This window comes from Bradyrhizobium sp. ERR14 (genome assembly GCF_014198235.1).
Lineage (GTDB): Bacteria > Pseudomonadota > Alphaproteobacteria > Rhizobiales > Xanthobacteraceae > Bradyrhizobium.
The window spans coordinates 661,531-677,904 of the sequence record NZ_JACIHD010000002.1 but is presented as its reverse complement, the minus strand read 5'-3'; the positions used below and the strand labels follow the sequence as shown (position 1 = coordinate 677,904).

Below are 16,374 nucleotides of genomic sequence, written 5' to 3'. Positions count from 1 at the left end.
TCCCTTGCTCAACGCTTTGGCAGGCAGCTTGTGGCAGCGCGCCAGCTCTCGCCGGGACGAAGACCGGTGTTCAGGCGCCCGCACATTGCCTTACGGGCGCGGCTTCCGCGGGCGCCTGTTGCAGATTTGTGACGGTTCATGGCAAATCGGAACCCGCTATGCAGCCTTGACGTCGCAGTGAGCAAAGTTGCGCCATCGCACTTATGCACTGCGGATCGACGCAACATTGGCCCCTGACCCTCCGACCCCCAACATGCGCTCGACATGAAAGAAGAGCGAAATCAAACGGGAATGTCCGGCAATCGCCGGCCTTGCGGGCCGCATGCCCGCTGCAAGAAAACCTCCTAAATCCCACGAAGAAACGCCGCCCCTTGCCAAAACAAGCGGCACGCCTTGAAAAAAGTTGAGGCTTCTCCCTCCGGGAGATCGGCGCAAGTCTCGCACCCAAGGGCGTTCATTGACGTGTCCAAACTTGGGGGTATTCAGGATGTCGTTTCGTTTCAGGGCAATTGCAGCAACGGCGCTGTCACTTGCCACGCTGGCCACCGGTGGCCTGGCTTTCGCGGCGGATCTGCCGGTCAAGGCTGCCAAGAAGGCGGCGGATCTCCCGTTCTTCCTGGTGATCGATAACCGCGTCACCTTCTCCTACATCTTCAACGCCTCGCAGCCCGGTGCGTGGTCGTTCCGGCCGGATGGGTCGATCGACAGCAAGACCACCAAGCAGGTCTACTCGTTCACGCATTTCGATCTCTGGGCATACGGCACGAACTTCTTCACCATCTCGATGTTCAAGTCCGACCACAATGACCCGGCCGGGCCCTGCACCAACGCGGGCACGATCTTCGGCGCGCCGGCAACGTGCGCCGGTGCAACGGAGATCTACGGACTGTTCCGCTCGACGTTCGGCTGGAATGAGCTCTTCGACACCAAGGCCTTCACCGCGGGGCCGCTTCACAACATCTCGTTCGAGGTTGGCATGGATGCCAACACGGAAAACCGGTATTTCGGCGCGGCCAAGCGCGACGTCGTCGGCGGTCTGCAGTTTGCGTTCGATCTGCCCTACAAGGGTTACATCAACGTCGCGCCGCTGGTGTACTGGGAGTTCGCCAATCACAACTCATTCAGTCAATGCGGACTGTTCGGTGCAGGCGTTCCCGGTGTGACCTGTCTTGCAGACGGCAACACCTCGTTCAAGCCAACCTGGGCGGTCGAGATCAATTACTACATGGATCTCGGCTTCCTCCCGCCGAACATGCAATATTTCTCGATCAGCGGCCGCGCCGGCTGGTACGGCAAAAAGGGCACCGACACCGAACCGCTTCCCTACAGCCCCGCGAACGGCGTTTACAACACGGCGGTCGAGTTGAATTCGGAGCCGATCCGGCTGACCTTCGATGCCTCGAAGGCCGCCTGGGGTGACAAATATTCGCACTTCGTGGACGTCTGGGTGGCTTACCGCTATTGGCAGAACAAGTTCGGTCTCGATCACAACCTTGCCGTCGGATGTACCACGGCGGTCGGTGGCCGGACGGTGAGCACGGGGTCGTGCACCGAATCCTCGCTCTACTCCGGTATCACCGTGAAGTTCTGACTGATTGACACGTGGCAGCCGTAGGGTGGGCAAAGCGAAGCGTGCCCACGACTTCTGCTGCCGTAGCAATCCGATGGTGGGCACGGCGCAAGGGCGCCTTTGCCCACCCTACAGATCCGAACTTGTGGTAACGCCTACTTCGTCCACACGCCGTCGTGCAGCGCTGCGGCTTCGTCCTCGAGCAGCGGACCAACGACCTCGGTCGGCCGCTGGCCGCTGGCAAAGACCTCGCGGCACGGCAGGTCGAGGGTCGGGTTGTCAGGATGGTTGCCGGTGACGCCGCGCAGGCGATGCTCGCTGAGCCCATAGACGACGCGGCCGATGCCAGCCCAGTAGATCGCGCCGGCGCACATCGCGCAGGGCTCTGCCGAGGAATAGAGCGTCGCTGTCGCCAGCACCTCGCGGCTGAGTGTGCGGCAGGCCTGGGTGGCCGCGAGACGTTCGGCATGCGCGGTGCCGTCATGATCCGGCATGTAGCCGTTCTCGGTCTCGATCAGCACCCTGCCGTCCGCATCGACGACGATGCAGCCGAACGGATGGTTGCCATGGGTGAGGGAGCGGCGGGCGACCGCGAAGGACAAACGCAGCAACTGCTCGTCACGCTTCGATGTGCCGGCCATCAATCCTCCGCGGTCAGTGCCCCGCCATGCGCCGACCGATCGCGGCGAGACCGGCTTCGCCGGTTCGTCCTTCATACACGAATTCGCCGTGGAACATTCTCCACCAGCCGCCCCCGGCTTATTGACGGTATATTCCGGATAAGCGATTGAAAATATTGATTATGCGGGCGGTTCGGGGCCTGATATTGGGTGAACGGTTGCCGCGCCTGTGCATGACCGGCGCGACGCAGCCTGCCGCGCACGCGCATTCATGCTAACCACGCGGCGGTTGGGACGGGCGCCGGTGCGTGATTTGCCGCCGAACGTGTACCGATGGTCGCCAGGACAGCCGCTGCCGCGGTCCAGAGAAGAGAAAGCTCGTCGAGATGGGTGCCGCCAACGCCGTTCAAAATGCATCGCTCGGCGAAGAGATCGTGCGTCGGATCAACGATCTGGCTGCGATCTCGGAAGCAGGCGACAACCTCACCCGCATCTATCTCACCAAGGAGTTGCGCAAGGCAGCGGACCTCCTACTGAGCTGGATGCGCGGGGCCGGCATGAGCGCGCGCCTTGACGCGATCGGCAATGTCTGCGGCCGCTACGAAGGCGAGCGGCCCGGCGCGCCCTGCCTGATGCTCGGGTCGCACTACGACACCGTACGCGATGCCGGCAAATGGGACGGGCCGTTGGGGGTGATCACGGCCATCGCCTGCGTTGCCGATCTCAATCGCCGTGGCAAGCGCCTGCCGTTCGCGATCGAGATCGTCGGCTTTGCCGATGAGGAGGGCGTGCGCTTCGCTTCGACCTTGCTCGGCAGCCGTGCGGTGGCCGGCACCTTCGACGAGAGTGTGTTGAATGTGCGCGACCGCGATGGTGTGTCGATGCGCGATGCGCTCGTACAGTTCGGCCTCGATCCCGATCATATCGGAGCAGCCGCGCGGACACGGCGCGAGCTGCTTGCCTATCTCGAATTGCACATCGAGCAGGGGCCGGTGCTGGAAGCGCAGGACCTGCCTGTCGGTGTCGTCACCGCGATTGCCGGTGCCACGCGGCTTGCCGCGCGGCTGACCGGCATGGCGGGGCACGCCGGTACCGTGCCGATGGCGCTGCGCCGCGATGCGCTCACGGGCGCGGCCGAATGCATCGGCGCGATCGAGCAGTTTTGCCGCACCGACGAGAGCGGCCTTGTCGGCACCGTCGGCTACATCCAGGCGAGGCCCGGCGCCACCAACGTCATTCCGGGCGAGGTGTCGTTCACCATCGACATGCGCGCGCCGACCGATATGCACCGCAAGCGCGCGGTCGCCGATATCGTCCGCCAGATCGAGGCGATCGCCAAGCGCCGGCACCTGGCCCTCCAGCTCGACGTCACCCACGAGAACCGCACCGCGCCTTGCGCGCCGTGGCTCAAGGAGCAGATCGCGCAGGCGATCGGAGCGGAGGGGTTCTCCGTGTTCGAGCTGCCGAGCGGAGCGGGGCATGACGGCATGGCCATGATCGACATCGCCGATGTCGGGATGGTCTTCGTCCGCTGCCGCGGCGGCATCAGCCACCACCCGGACGAGCATGTGGAGCTCGCCGACGCCGACGCCGGTGCGCGGGTGCTGCTGCGGGTGATCGAGAATTTCAGGCCGCGGGAAGGCTAGGCTGAAGAAGCCCCGCCGGAAGCCGACACACGTCATCTGGACGAAATACGAATCAGCCATGCTTCGGATGGTGGCCGCACCATCGGAGTGACCTTAGCCACATATGAATAGCGATATCTCGTTGCCCTCAGATCACGGAAACCGATTTTACCAAGGCGTGGCCGCGACCTTTTTCGCCAACGCCCTCCAGGCGGTCAATTTTCTCGGTGATCGATTCCTGAGGAAGTCGCACCATTCGTTGTCGGCCATCGAGGACCTTTACCGGCACTCGATGGACAGCGCGTTTTCGGTCACCGAGGCCTTCCTCGTCACGGGCGCGCCGCACGCATCCGCCTATTATCCCCGTGACTTCGCCTGGTTCTACCCTGATGTTCTCGACCCCGAGACCATCATGGATGCGCAGGACGCAGTGCGGCGGGCCCGGCTGCTCGACAAGAGCATCCGTCTGTTGCTGGAGGCGGTTCGCGCCGACGTCGTCACGACGACCATCGTCCCGGCGGGGCGCGGCCGGTACCTCGGCGTGAACTATTTCTCGCAGCCCTCGGATACGCTGCTCGGCATTCTGGCCGGCCTGCAGCAGATGATCTCGGCCGATCAGAGGGCGCCGTACTATCTGGCGACGTCGCAATGCGCGCATGCCGGCCGCCTGCTGCTGGCAGAATATGGCGGCGACCTGAAGCGTGCGATCCTCCAGCTCGCAAGCGAGCTCGAGCCGTTCGACGATGACGGCACCAGGTATTTGTTGTGTGATGCCCGTGGCTCTCGCTCCGCTGCAACGGATACCCGTGCGGAACGCAGGCGCTTTGTCACCAATGCTTGCGTCTACACGACCTTCGTGTGGAGCGTGCAGCTCGGCATCGTCGACGAGAGCGAGCTAAAGCAGCTGCTTGGACGCGGCCTCGCGCAGTACAAGAAAGACCTGCTCCATCTGTTCGGCAAAGACGGCTACATCAGGCATTCCCTGGATGGCCCGATGGGATCGCCGGTGTCCTCGGTCGCGCTGGACTTCGTCGGCGTGCATCGCGGCTTCTGGGACATGACCGATGCCGGCGAGCGTGCACTGTTCGCGGCCACGGCGGATCTGATCATTGCAGAGCCGCGCTTCCGCATACCCTCGACGTTCCACTTCCTGGTGTCCGCGGATAATCCGCGGAACAAGATCATCCACAAGATTGCGGCCCCCGCCTATCAGGGGCGCTCATCCTGGCCGACGTTCAACGTCGAGTTCGCGGACCGGATGCTCGATTACGACGAGGTCTCCGGCGGTGATCGCTACCGGGCCTGCGCGCAAGGCATATTGAAGGACATTCGCACCGCGACCGAAGTACACGGCGGATATCAAGAGCTGATCTCGGAACAGGGGCTGAAGTATCGCACCTGGGCCTACAAGGGGGCCGTGGCCCATTCCTGGTTTCCGCGCTTCCTGTCGGTCTGGAGGAGAGCGTATGGAACGCCGCTCCTGCAATGGAATGACTGATCCTAGGGCGCTATCCCGCCGTCACGTCCACCAGCTCGCCGCCCTCCAGCACCTTGGCCGCCTTGGTGCGATCGAGATCGCCTTCCCAGGCCGCGACCACGACGGTCGCGACGCAATTGCCGACGAGGTTGCCGAGCGCGCGGGCCATGCCGATGAACCAGTCGACCGACAACACCAGCACGAGGCCGATTGCGGGAATGCTCGGCACCGCATTGAGCGTCGCGGCCAGGATCACGATGGCCGAACCCGGCACGCCGTGCGCGCCCTTCGAGGTGATCAGGGAGACGCCGAGAACCAGCAGGAGATCGCCGAAGGACAGCGGCGTGTTGGTCGCCTGCGCGATGAAGACGACGGCCAGCGTCAGATAGATCGAGAAGGCGTCGAGGTTGAAGGAATAACCGGTCGGGATCACGAGACCGACCACGGAATCCTTCACGCCCATCCGCTCCAGCTTCTTCATGATCTGCGGCAGCACGGCATCGGAGGAGGCGGTCGCGAGCACGATGGTCAGCTCTTCGCGCAGGTAGGCGAGGAATTTGAGGATGTTGAGTCCGGCGAGCGCCATCACGCCGCCGAGCACGCCCAGCACGAAGATGCCGACCGAGACGTAGAACAGCATCACCAGCGACACGAGCTGCTTCAGCGAACCGACGCCGTATTTGCCGACGGTGTAGGCGACCGCGCCGAGCACGCCGAGCGGGGCAACGCGGACGATCAGCCCCATGACGCGGAACAGCACGGTGGAAGCCGCATCGATCATGCTGGTGACGAGCTTACCCTTCTCGCCGCCGACGAGCGCGAGGCCGACGCCGAACAGGACCGCGAAGAACAGCACCTGGAGCACGTCGTTGCGCGACAGCGCATCGAAGGAGGTGGTCGGGATCACGTTCATCAGAAAGGCGCCGATGCCGCCGCCGGACAGCTTGTGGGCGTTGTCGGCGTAGGTGTTGAGCGCTTTGGCATCCAGCGTCGAGGGATCGATGTTCATGCCGTGGCCGGGGCCGAAGAGATAAGCGAGCAACAGGCCGACGACGAGTGCAACGGTCGTCATGATCTCGAAATAGACCAGCGCTTTGACGCCGACCCGGCCGACCTTCTTGAGGTCGCCGGCGCCGGCAATGCCGTGCACGACGACGCAGAACACGATCGGCGCCACGATCATCGAGATCAGCTTCAGGAAGGCGTCGCTGAGGATCTTGAGCCCGATCGCGAAATCCGGGACGGCCATGCCCAGGATGACGCCAAGCACCAGCGCGGCCAGGACCTGAACGAACAGCGAGGTGTAGAGCGGCTTCGGCTCGGCGGCGGGTGCCGCGGTGATGGTCGACATGGTGGATTCCCCCGGTTTGACGCGACGTGGACGTCAAACAGGAGCAACAACCGTGCCAGATTGTCGCGGGGGATCCGGAAAGCGACGCTGGACATCGCTCTGATATCGCGGGGGCGACGCAACGCTTCTTGGGTCGTGCGCTGTGTCGGGAGCGCGGGACCCGCGGTCAGTCGTTATGCCTTCGCCGAAACGAAAGGCATCGTCATGCCGCAAGATCCAGCAGCCGGCATGATCCGCGCACGAGCGCCTTGCGTCCGGTGGGCGTCATCACGGGTACGCCGTCATTGACGACAACGAGGCCGAACTTGACCAGACTTTCGATAAGATAGGCCTTGGAGAGGCGACCGCCCGACACGGGGTTGCGAAGTGTGCGCAGAGCTTCCCACTGGTCCGGCGAAAGATCGAAGTCGACGTCGTTGCTCATGTTGCCTCAAGCGATAGTACCATTCGCGCGCCTCTGTTAGCGGCGCTGCATGAAGACCATGCGACGACAATGAGTCGGGAATTCGGTGCGCTGTTTAGAACCTCTCTTCACGAATTGCCGCACTTCATTGCACCACAAGAGTAAAGATCGTTCGACCGCGAATATCGTCCCGAGCTTCGATCACATATTGATGATTTCGGTTTGATGTTGCACTGCAAGTTGCCGCGATGCACGGGAAACGCTGCTGTCCCATTCTGCGTCGCAATATGCACAGAAATCGTGAGACGAAAGGTTGAGGACTCTGTTACGGTGATTCCCGGGGAATGACTTCACGCTGCAGGAGTGGAGTGCATGAACAGGCTTGTCGAAATTCGCAGTCAGGAATCCCTGTGCCGGGAGCGTGCCGCGCTCGATTTCAATCGCCGGGTTTTTTGGCTCGCGCAAGCCGAGGAATGGGAGCAGCGCGCGCTCGACGAAATTGCCTATCACTTCCGGGAGTGTAACGTCGGCCAAGTGGAGCTTGCGCGGAGCTGACGTTGGCCGCGGGCAAAACCTACTGACAAAACCTACTGATAAGTGGCCACGATATCTGACACCGCGCGCTCGAGCTGCTGCGCGGTGGCGCATTGGCGCACGACCGTACAGAAGGTCGCGTAGCGCGGCATCTCGGAATCACCAAAGCCCCAGGCGAGCCGCCCTTCGGGATTGAGCCAGACCAGCCGCTTCGAGCGTTCGGAGATGCGGCGCAGGATGTCGGCACGCGGATCGAGATTATTGCTGCGGGCATCGCCGAGCACGATCACCGTCGTCTGCGGCGTCAGCGTGCTCATGAAGTCCTTTTCGAAATCGACCAGCGAAGAGCCGTAATCGGACGAGCCGAAGCCGACCTTGGACATGATCTCGGCCATCGCCTCTTCCGGCGATTTCTTTTCCAGGATCTCGCTGACCTCGATCATGTGCGAGGAGAAGGCGAAGGAGCGGACGTCGTCGACTACCTCGTGCAGCGAGTGGATCAGCAGCAGGAAGAAATCGGAGACTTGCGCGACCGAGCCGGAGACGTCGCATAGTGCCACGATCTTCGGCCGGTCGCGATGCTTGCGCTTCCATGCGGTGAGGAACGGCACGCCGCCCCATGCCGCATTGCGGCGCAGTGTGCGGCGGACGTCGAGATGACCGCGGCGTTGGCGCTTGCGCGGTTTCGAATAGCGCTCGCGCAGGCGGCGCGCGATCTGGCGGATGAGGGCGCGCATCTCCGCGATCTGGCGCCGCTCGATGCGGGCGAGCGGCGCGTTGCGCAGGATCTCGTTGCGGAGATTCTCGGCCTCCTCGCGGGCATAGAGCGCAAGTCCCTGCGAGACGGTGTCGCGCACGGCTTCGCGCAAGGCGTCGAGCGCGGCGCGCAGACGTTCGGCCAGTGCCGGGTTGCTCGCAGTCAGCGCGTCGAGATCATCGCGCAGGCGCTGGAGGCCCATGGCGTCGAGGATGCGGCTGGAAAAGATCCCGCGCTGGGTGGAATAGCGGATGTCCGACAGGGAGGCGGCGCCGGACGCGCCGGCGATGGCGGCTGCGATCGCATTGCGGTCCTGCGACAGCAACATTTGCGCCAGCGGACCCAGACTCTCAGGAGGCTGACCTTCACCCGCCTCGCTGGCCGAGCTGGAGGAGGGCGACTGATCTACGTCCTGCGAGGCGCTCTCCTCGCTGTTGGCTTCGGTCTGATCCTGTCGCGGCTCCGGCTGGCTGAAGAACAGATCAAAGCAGTCGCCGAGCGCGAGCTTCTCGTCCTGCGACTTGGCGAGCGTCAGCAGCAGCGCATCGCGCAGGACGGCGCGGTCGGAGATGCCGACTTTCGCGACCGCGCGCATCGCATCGATGCTTTCGGCAGGCGAGACGTGAACGCCGACGCCGCGTGCTGCCCGAAAGAAACGATGGAGGTTCTCGCGCATCGGCGTCAACCGAAGACGTTGGACCGGGCCGCCTTGGCAATGAAGGTCGTCACCTGCGGCGATGCGGCCTCGATGTCGGCTTCGTATTTCAGGAGCACGTTGAGCGTGTCCTTGACGATCTCGGTGTCGAGTTCCGTGGCCTGGAGCAGCACCAGCACGCGCGCCCAGTCGATGGTCTCGCTGACCGAGGGCAGCTTCTTCAGATCGAGCGAGCGGATTTCGTGGATAAAGCCGACCATTTGCCGGCGCAGCGCCTGCGCGATGCCGGGCACCCGGCTTTCGACGATACGCTCCTCGAGCCGCTGCTCGGGGAAGCCGATATGCAGATGCAGGCAGCGCCGCTTGAGGGCATCGCCGAGGTCACGCTCGCTGTTGGAGGTGAGGATCACCGTCGGCGGTGTGATCGCCGAGACGGTGCCGAGCTCGGGAATCGTGACCTGGAAATCGGACAGGATCTCCAGCAGCAGGGATTCGAATTCGGCGTCCGACTTGTCGATCTCGTCGATCAGAAGCACGCAGCCGCCCGGCTGCTCCAGCGCCTGCAGCAGGGGGCGCGGCTCGACGAATTCCTTGGAGAAGAACACGTCGCCGAAATCGTGCAGCTGGTCGAGCGCGGCATGCAGCGTCTGGGCGCCGCCGAGGACCTCGCCGAGCTTGTCCTTGAGGATCTGCGTATAGAGAAGCTGCTTGGCGTATTTCCACTCGTAGAGCGCCTTGGCCTCGTCGAGACCCTCGTAGCATTGCAGGCGGATCATCTTCATGCCGCGCCAGGCGGCGATCGCCTTGGCAAGCTCGGTCTTGCCGACGCCCGCAGGGCCCTCGACCAGGATCGGCTTCTCGATCTGCTGCGACAAATAGACGGCGGTCGCGATCTGCCGGCTCGCGATGTAGCCCTGCGCGGCGAGGCCGCTCTCCACTGCCTCGATCGAGGTCGAGGCCTTCTGATCAGCCACGAAAGGGCGCTCCCAAAGGTCTTGCTTGAGGCTTGTTCTGCCTGCGTTCCCGGCAAAGAACAAGCCTCGTTTGGGAGGCATCAGACCCGCACGGACGGCGCTTTTTCCGCTCGACGCAAATACGTGTCGGCGCGAATATTTGCGCGGCTCGCCGTTCGCGCGATCAGTGCCGCAGCAGCTCCGGCTTGCGGATCGTCTGTCTGACCTCGGCGCCGCAATCGGCGCATTCATAGACAAAGTCGATCTTGGCGAGGCTCCAATGCGGTTCGACCTCGCGCACATACATCGGCAGGAACCCCATGCACGTCGGGCAATTCACAGGCGCGATCTCGATGTCCTGATGATGCTGTACATAAGCTGGCATCTCGGCTCTCCTTCGCAGGCGACAACCAAACCCCGCGCAGAAGCTACTGCCGGCCGCTCCAGGCGCATCATCAACTCTTTCGAACGGAGATGGAACGGCGGACGTTTCTCGCGCGCTGTGACATTCTTGTTACGTGTCTGTACTGTAACGGGCGGACCGAATGCCTATTTCTGCGGCCAATCCGGTTTTTTCGGCCCTCAACCAACGATAAGGGAGCAACGCCCATGACGCATGCCATTCGTTTTCACAAGACCGGCGGTCCGGAAGTCCTGGTCTGGGAGGAGGTCAGCGTCGGAAAGCCCGGGCCGGGGGAAGCGCGCATCCGCCACACCGCCGTCGGCCTCAATTTCGTCGACATCTACAACCGCTCCGGCTTGTATCCGGCGCAACTGCCGAGCGGGCTTGGCAGCGAGGCGGCCGGAATCGTCGAGGAGGTCGGGCCCGGTGTCACCGATCTGAAGCCGGGCGATCGTGTCGCTTATGGCGCCTCGCCGCTCGGCGCCTATTCCGAGGCGCGGCTGATCCCCGCGGACCGTCTGCTGAAGCTGCCCGATGGCGTCGACGACAAGACCGCGGCGGCGATGATGCTGAAGGGTCTCACCACGCAATATCTGATCCGGCAGACCTATCGGGTGAAGGCCGGCGATACCATCCTGTTGCATGCCGCGGCCGGGGGCGTCGGTCTGATCCTGGGCCAGTGGGCCAAGCACCTCGGCGCGACCGTGATCGGCACCGTCAGCAACGACGAGAAGGCCAAGCTTGCCAAGGCGCATGGCTGCGACCACGTCATCATCTACACCCGCGAGGATTTCGTGAAGCGGGTCGACGAGATCACGGGCGGCAAGAAGGTCCCCGTGGTTTATGACTCCGTCGGCAAGGACACGTTCCTGAAATCGCTGGATTGCCTCGCCCCGCTTGGCGTCGCCGCGCTGTTCGGCCAATCCTCCGGTGCGGTCGAGCCGCTCAATCTCGGCCTCCTGGCCCAGAAAGGCTCGCTCTACGTCACCCGGCCGACTCTGTTCACCTACGCCGCCAAGCGCGAGAACCTCGTGGCGATGGCCGGCGAGTTGTTCGACGTCGTCAAGTCCGGTGCGGTCAAGATCGAGGTGCACCAGACCTATCCGTTGAAGGACGCCGCCAAGGCGCATGCCGATCTCGCCGCACGCAAGACCACGGGATCGACCGTTCTTCTGGTGTAAGGTCCGGGCCCGCGTCACGTCCGTTCATGCTTGCGCAGATCGTGGGCGTGATCGAGGCGAATTGCCTGGAGGTCGACGTCTTCGGGCGGGATCCGGGGCAGGGTGGCCTCGGTCAGGATCGCCTCGGTGACGTCTTCGACCGAACTCCCGGCGATCTCGTGGATGAACGAGACATTCCGGTATTCGCCCGAGGCGATGCGGGAGATGACCTCACGCCTTGTGATTTCGGGGTCGACGACCGCCTCGCGGCCTCGCCGTCCGTAGTCGATCATCACGACGAAATATTGCATCAAAACGACTCTGCCGCGCCCCATTGCGGGCGCGCGGCAGATTATTTCCGAAAAACAGAATCAAGTCAAGGGCGATTTCGAAAAAGCGAAATCGTCAGCCGTGCGAGGCCTCACTTGCCCTTCTTGCGGGGGCGCGCCGACTTGGCGCGCAGCCGCTCGAGCTGGCCCTTGGGCATGGAAAGGCAGATCTCACCCACCCAATCGAGCTTCACGCCGACGATCGGCTTGGCGTTGAAGCTGGTGAGATTGACGAGGGACGGGCTTTTCCCCCGCTCGATCGTTTTCAGATAGCGTTCGCCGGTCTTGAGCCGGACGACGGCCTCTTCGCCGTAGAAACTCGACAGCGGATGGCGCTGATCCTTGTAGACCACGATCACGTCGCCGCTCTCGTATTTGGGCAGCATCGAATCACCCACGATCTCGAAGGCGACAGTCTCTTCCATGATCGGGAAGGGCAGCGCGATGTCGCCGAGACCCTCCGGGGGTACCTGCTCGTAATCCGGCTCGATCACGGCGCCGGCGCCGACGCGGCCCATGATCGGCGCGAGATTGAGCTCGAGATATTCCATGATCGGAATGATCTCCGAGGCCTTCACCAGGCGTTCGCCGCCGAGGATCTCCGAGACCGCGCCGGGTCGCACGCCCATGGCCGCCGCGAGGCCGCCCTTGCTCTTGCCCGTCTTCTCCAGGCCCCGCTCGATCATTGCAACGTCCAACATGGTGATTCCCTCGATTACCCATCGTCTCGCTCTTGTAATCCGAAATTCGGAATTATTGCAATTATGAATATCAGAATTATCGCTTGACTTTGGCTTCGGAATACCGGAATGTCCGTTTCGCCCCCGGTCGTGCGATCGGAGGAGGCGCATCACAGGACAGCAGCATGGAACCGGGCCATTGGCCGTCGGAGCACTCCGACGCGCTTCGCGACTATTTTCTCAAAGGCATGTCTTATGCGGAGATCGGAAGACAGATTAACGCAAGGTTTGGAACGGCTTACACGCGCAATGCGGTGATCGGCCGCGCCAAGCGGCTCGGGCTCGTCATACCGGAATGGATCGTGAGCCCATCGGTCGCGCCATATTTGCCCGGTGAAGCTCCGGTTTCGCCGCGCCGCGCGGTGCTACCGAATCTGAGCGTGCCGCCGAAGTCCGCAGTGAAGCCTGCGGTGCGGGTGAAGCTGCGCTGCGTCGGCGTTCAGCCGCGCCTGATCCAACTGGTGGACCTCGATCCGGCCGACTGCCGCTATCCCTATGGCGGCGACAAGGACGGGGAGGAGATCGGCTTCTGCGGCCATCCGCGCCAGCCGGGCTCCAGCTATTGCGCGCCGCATGCGGGCCTGACGCGTCGCTCCAGGGCGGCGTCCGCCCGTGTCCCAGGTCCCGTCGTGCTGAAGCTGGTCTTCGCGGCCTGAACTCTCACCCGTTCCATCGTCAATTTCGCAAGGAGTATCCAAGTGGCTCGTGCACGACGCAACAAGTCCTACAAATTGGCGCAGATCTACGACCGGCGGTCCCGCGACGTGCCGTTCAATGCCGAAGTGGCGGAGGTCGAGGTCGACAATCCGCTGGCGCTCGATGCCGGTGAGAAGATCGTGGCGATCCGGTCGATCCGCGGCGATCCGCTGGGACGGCTGCACGCACACCACCAGATCGACGAGGCGCAATATCTCGGCGGGCGCGCCTTCCAGAACGATTGGGAGAAAGCGGAGCGGGGCCCTGAGGCGATGGACCCGACCCGCGAATATGTCGATGGCGCGCGCACGCGCGAGCCGGTGACCGAGAGCCAGCGCCAGGCGGTGCTGCGGCTGAACCAGGTCGAGCGCGAACTCGGGACCGACGGCGCTGCGCTGGTGTACGACGTGCTGGTGCTGGGCCTGACCATGGATCAGATCGGGCAGCGTCGCGCCGTCCGTACGCAGCGCTGGAACGACTATTTCGCGCGACGCTTTCGCGAGTGCCTGGACCGGCTGGCACTGATTTACGGCTTTGCGACGGAAACTGGGAAACAGCAGGCAGGGCGGCGCAGATAACCACGGTACGCCCGCGGTTTGGGCCGCGGGCGTGCCGGTCTGCCGCTCACGGATGCGGTACGATCTGGTAGGGCGTCGTATAGGGCTCGACGCGGAGCGAGGCGTTGGCCAAAAGCCCGATCCTGGCGGTCGGTGCCTGCTGCAATTCGCCGTTCGGGCCGCGATGCACGTTATATTGCCAGACCGTGAGATCGCCCTTCTGCGCCAGCGCGTGCGCAACCGCGCTCGCATCATTGCCGCCGAGCGCCTGAAGCTCCTCCGCCGACAACCCGACCACGATTTCGTCCTTGACGGTGACGATCTTGAACAGGTTCATCTTGGTCTCCTGCGCCCATGCGCCTTGTATCGAGAGGGTGAAAAGCGCGACCGAGGCGCCCTTGATGAGATCGCAGCGAGAAAGCATGCCGTCGTCCTTTGGTGCTGAGGCGCGCCCGAATCGAAGAGTTTTCAGCCATGGCGCCCGTTGTCTGCGTGGCCGTGTCGCAACGGCTTGGTCGTTCGTTCATGGACAACGGTTCACGCGGAAACATATCCGGCTTGCGAGATCGATCGTTATTTCGCCGTTAATGCAACCGCCGAGGCCGCACTCAACAATTACGTGTAGGCGCTGAGAAGCTCATTCGCAGCCGAATGTCCGTCATGTCGGAAACAAGCGGAAACGTTGTGCCGATTGATGGCGATCAAGGCTGTGTGTGTGTGATTAATGACGCTTCTTGACGCAGGTGGGTGACGGCGGTCGATATACCTGTTATCCCGAATTGCCGTGGTGCGATGCAGACGAAGCATCGCTATAGCTACTGTTGGGCTTGCCGGACGGGTTGTTCCTTGACATAATTGCAACCAAACGGTTGAGCTAGTCGTTTGGACATGTCGTTCGGCGTGCCAACCTGCCGGGGCCACCCGGCCGAGAATTCGTCGCCATAGGTCCTGTTATGGCGTCTTGTTATGGCGTTCGGTTCTTGAGCGGGTCACGAAGCCGATGCTTGTCATGGGTGCGAGATGAAAAACCTCAATTTCGCGGCTGAACTGCACCTCAAGCTCGGCGCGCCCGCGAGCGGTACGGTCGAAAGCCTGCGCCTGCTCCGCGCGTTCCTGAAGCTCGCGCCACGACAGCGTTTCGAGGTCATCAAGCTGGTCGAAGACCTCGCCACCGAAGAGGTTCTGCCCGAGCACCCCTTGTCCTGAGCCCGGCCACGCGCCGGCCTTACGCCGTCTCTTTCGTTTTCCCGCCGGAGCCGGACTGCCGGCGACGTTTCCACGCGGCTGGCCGCTGGAAGGCGATCCGGCAAGTGTGGTATTCAATTGGGAAAACGGGAGGAGTGCGACCATGATCGAACCGAAGCTCGAAGTTCCGGCCGAACTGCGCGACCTGGCCGAGAAGACAATTGATCAGGCGGAGAAAGCATTCGGCATGTTTTTCGACGCCGCCACCAAATCGATGTCGTCCGTTCCAGGACCGGGGACGGAGGTGTCGAAGCAGGCGCTGGTTTTCACTGAGCAGAACATGAAGTCGGCCTTCGAGCATGCGCGCAAGCTGGTTCATGCCACCGACCTTCAGGAAGCGATGCGAATCCAGTCCGATTTCCTGCGCAGCCAGTTCACCAGCGCCGGAGATCACATGCGCCAGATGACCGGCAGTCTCATGCAATCGGGCAAGGGGAAGTCCTGAACCTCTGAGTGCGCACCATAGGTCGATGACAGGCCACCGAACGACCACATTCGTCGTCCGTCATCCCTTCTGCTGATCCCTGCCGGTCCTCCGGCAGGGATTTGCATTTGCGGCAGCGTCGTGCCCGGCGCGCGACCAAAGCGCGATGCGATCAGCATGTATCGCCATCGCGCTGTTCAAGCATGATCTTTTCGGAAAACCGCTGCGCACTTTTCCGGATGACGCTTTAGCGCAGCGATGTGATGTAGGCCGCGATGTCGCCGGCTTCGGTCCGGCTCAGGGGAAAATTCGGCATCTTCGGGTGCGGATCAAGCAGGAAGAAGGCGAGCCTCTCCGGACTGAAGTCCGGCCTGCGCGCGACGGAGATAAAGGAGGGGACGTCGGCGCTCGCCTGGGTCTGGCCGTTCGCGACGACATGGCAGCTTGCGCACCAGCGCTTGGCGAGGTCGGCACCATGACCGGCGTCGGCCGCGAAAGCGGACGACGCGCCGAAGCTCGAGGTCACGGCAAGCAGCAGGCAAATTCGTCTTAAATGCTGGTGCATAGGGCAACCTTCATACATTGATTGGCGGCCACCATGCTTATCCGCAGCACGATCCCGGAAATTGCGAGAGATCAATGCGGGCGATGATCGACCGCAGCAGCTTGCGGACCGAACGATAGAAATGCCGTACGAAAGCCGGCATCCTCGCCGCGGGCAGGCCAAGATCTTTCGTAACGAGACTTCTCGTACCGAGACTTCTCGTATCGAGACCTTTCGCATCAAGACTTTCGATATAGTGCGACACGTGTCTCTCCGAGGCCATATCGCCCTTTTACCCCGGCGCCTCGGAGCCGCCTTGATCTGTCGCAAA

Annotated in this window: 19 protein-coding genes; 9 read left to right on the top strand and 10 right to left on the bottom strand. The window is 62.9% G+C overall.

Going from position 1 to position 16,374, the window contains the following annotated elements:
* Nucleotides 1-487 precede the first annotated feature (487 nt).
* On the top strand, nt 488-1,591 hold the full coding sequence (locus tag GGD62_RS09400; RefSeq protein WP_183708139.1) for a hypothetical protein: 1,104 nt from the start codon (nt 488-490) through the stop codon (nt 1,589-1,591).
* Nucleotides 1,592-1,725: 134 nt separating this feature from the next.
* On the opposite strand, the gene GGD62_RS09395 is transcribed toward GGD62_RS09400, so the two are convergent.
* Nucleotides 1,726-2,211: a nucleoside deaminase gene (locus GGD62_RS09395; RefSeq protein ID WP_179735744.1), complete on the bottom strand. Its 486-nt coding sequence runs from the start codon at nt 2,209-2,211 to the stop codon at nt 1,726-1,728.
* A 365-nt stretch (nt 2,212-2,576) separates the two neighbouring features.
* On the opposite strand from GGD62_RS09395, the gene GGD62_RS09390 reads away from it, so the two are divergent.
* Both GGD62_RS09390 and GGD62_RS09385 read left to right on the top strand, forming a co-directional pair.
* Nucleotides 2,577-3,836 (top strand): allantoate amidohydrolase, encoded by a 1,260-nt coding sequence (locus tag GGD62_RS09390; RefSeq protein ID WP_183708137.1) that lies wholly within the window; start codon nt 2,577-2,579, stop codon nt 3,834-3,836.
* A 103-nt stretch (nt 3,837-3,939) separates the two neighbouring features.
* Nucleotides 3,940-5,313, top strand: coding sequence for a hypothetical protein (locus GGD62_RS09385; protein WP_183708136.1), 1,374 nt, complete (start codon nt 3,940-3,942; stop codon nt 5,311-5,313).
* 10 nt (nt 5,314-5,323) lie between these two features.
* On the opposite strand, the gene GGD62_RS09380 is transcribed toward GGD62_RS09385, so the two are convergent.
* On the bottom strand, nt 5,324-6,643 hold the full coding sequence (locus GGD62_RS09380) for a dicarboxylate/amino acid:cation symporter (protein WP_018319157.1): 1,320 nt from the start codon (nt 6,641-6,643) through the stop codon (nt 5,324-5,326).
* Nucleotides 6,644-6,845: 202 nt separating this feature from the next.
* Entirely contained in the window at nt 6,846-7,067 is a 222-nt protein-coding gene (locus GGD62_RS09375; protein WP_018319158.1) for a hypothetical protein, read from the bottom strand.
* Between the two features lie 351 nt (nt 7,068-7,418).
* On the opposite strand from GGD62_RS09375, the gene GGD62_RS09370 reads away from it, so the two are divergent.
* Nucleotides 7,419-7,601 carry a hypothetical protein gene (locus GGD62_RS09370; protein ID WP_179735736.1) on the top strand — a complete coding sequence of 61 codons (183 nt, stop codon included), beginning with the start codon at nt 7,419-7,421 and terminating at the stop codon, nt 7,599-7,601.
* Nucleotides 7,602-7,633: 32 nt separating this feature from the next.
* Here GGD62_RS09370 and GGD62_RS09365 read toward each other — a convergent pair whose 3' ends face one another.
* The 3 genes from GGD62_RS09365 to GGD62_RS09355 all read right to left on the bottom strand — a co-directional run bounded on the left by GGD62_RS09365 (nt 7,634) and on the right by GGD62_RS09355 (nt 10,330).
* A complete protein-coding gene (locus GGD62_RS09365) occupies nt 7,634-9,013 on the bottom strand; it encodes a VWA domain-containing protein (RefSeq protein WP_183708135.1) in 1,380 nt (459 codons plus the stop codon).
* A 5-nt stretch (nt 9,014-9,018) separates the two neighbouring features.
* Nucleotides 9,019-9,966, bottom strand: coding sequence for a MoxR family ATPase (locus GGD62_RS09360; RefSeq protein WP_026202136.1), 948 nt, complete (start codon nt 9,964-9,966; stop codon nt 9,019-9,021).
* Between the two features lie 163 nt (nt 9,967-10,129).
* The gene (locus GGD62_RS09355) at nt 10,130-10,330 is read right to left on the bottom strand and encodes a hypothetical protein (RefSeq protein WP_018319162.1); all 201 of its coding nucleotides are present in this window, start codon (nt 10,328-10,330) and stop codon (nt 10,130-10,132) included.
* 224 nt (nt 10,331-10,554) lie between these two features.
* Between GGD62_RS09355 and GGD62_RS09350 the strand changes: the two genes are divergently transcribed.
* The gene (locus tag GGD62_RS09350; protein ID WP_179735731.1) at nt 10,555-11,529 is read left to right on the top strand and encodes a quinone oxidoreductase; all 975 of its coding nucleotides are present in this window, start codon (nt 10,555-10,557) and stop codon (nt 11,527-11,529) included.
* Between the two features lie 14 nt (nt 11,530-11,543).
* Here the strand turns inward: GGD62_RS09350 and GGD62_RS09345 are convergent, their stop codons facing one another.
* Together GGD62_RS09345 and GGD62_RS09340 are read right to left on the bottom strand one after the other, a co-directional pair.
* Nucleotides 11,544-11,819, bottom strand: a complete 276-nt coding sequence (locus GGD62_RS09345) for a hypothetical protein (protein ID WP_018319164.1) — start codon at nt 11,817-11,819, stop codon at nt 11,544-11,546.
* A 110-nt stretch (nt 11,820-11,929) separates the two neighbouring features.
* Complete coding sequence (locus GGD62_RS09340; protein ID WP_018319165.1) at nt 11,930-12,538, bottom strand: S24 family peptidase; 609 nt, start codon at nt 12,536-12,538, stop codon at nt 11,930-11,932.
* Nucleotides 12,539-12,702: 164 nt separating this feature from the next.
* On the opposite strand from GGD62_RS09340, the gene GGD62_RS09335 reads away from it, so the two are divergent.
* Together GGD62_RS09335 and GGD62_RS09330 are read left to right on the top strand one after the other, a co-directional pair.
* A complete protein-coding gene (locus tag GGD62_RS09335; protein WP_183708134.1) occupies nt 12,703-13,233 on the top strand; it encodes a GcrA family cell cycle regulator in 531 nt (176 codons plus the stop codon).
* Nucleotides 13,234-13,275: 42 nt separating this feature from the next.
* Nucleotides 13,276-13,851, top strand: a complete 576-nt coding sequence (locus GGD62_RS09330; protein ID WP_183708133.1) for a hypothetical protein — start codon at nt 13,276-13,278, stop codon at nt 13,849-13,851.
* Nucleotides 13,852-13,897: 46 nt separating this feature from the next.
* Here GGD62_RS09330 and GGD62_RS09325 read toward each other — a convergent pair whose 3' ends face one another.
* A complete protein-coding gene (locus GGD62_RS09325) occupies nt 13,898-14,254 on the bottom strand; it encodes a hypothetical protein (protein WP_183708132.1) in 357 nt (118 codons plus the stop codon).
* 596 nt (nt 14,255-14,850) lie between these two features.
* On the opposite strand from GGD62_RS09325, the gene GGD62_RS09320 reads away from it, so the two are divergent.
* On the top strand, nt 14,851-15,036 hold the full coding sequence (locus tag GGD62_RS09320; protein ID WP_028174427.1) for a hypothetical protein: 186 nt from the start codon (nt 14,851-14,853) through the stop codon (nt 15,034-15,036).
* Nucleotides 15,037-15,178: 142 nt separating this feature from the next.
* The gene (locus tag GGD62_RS09315; protein ID WP_018319170.1) at nt 15,179-15,520 is read left to right on the top strand and encodes a phasin; all 342 of its coding nucleotides are present in this window, start codon (nt 15,179-15,181) and stop codon (nt 15,518-15,520) included.
* A 226-nt stretch (nt 15,521-15,746) separates the two neighbouring features.
* Here GGD62_RS09315 and GGD62_RS09310 read toward each other — a convergent pair whose 3' ends face one another.
* Complete coding sequence (locus tag GGD62_RS09310) at nt 15,747-16,064, bottom strand: cytochrome c (protein WP_183708130.1); 318 nt, start codon at nt 16,062-16,064, stop codon at nt 15,747-15,749.
* Between the last annotated feature and the right edge of the window lie 310 nt (nt 16,065-16,374).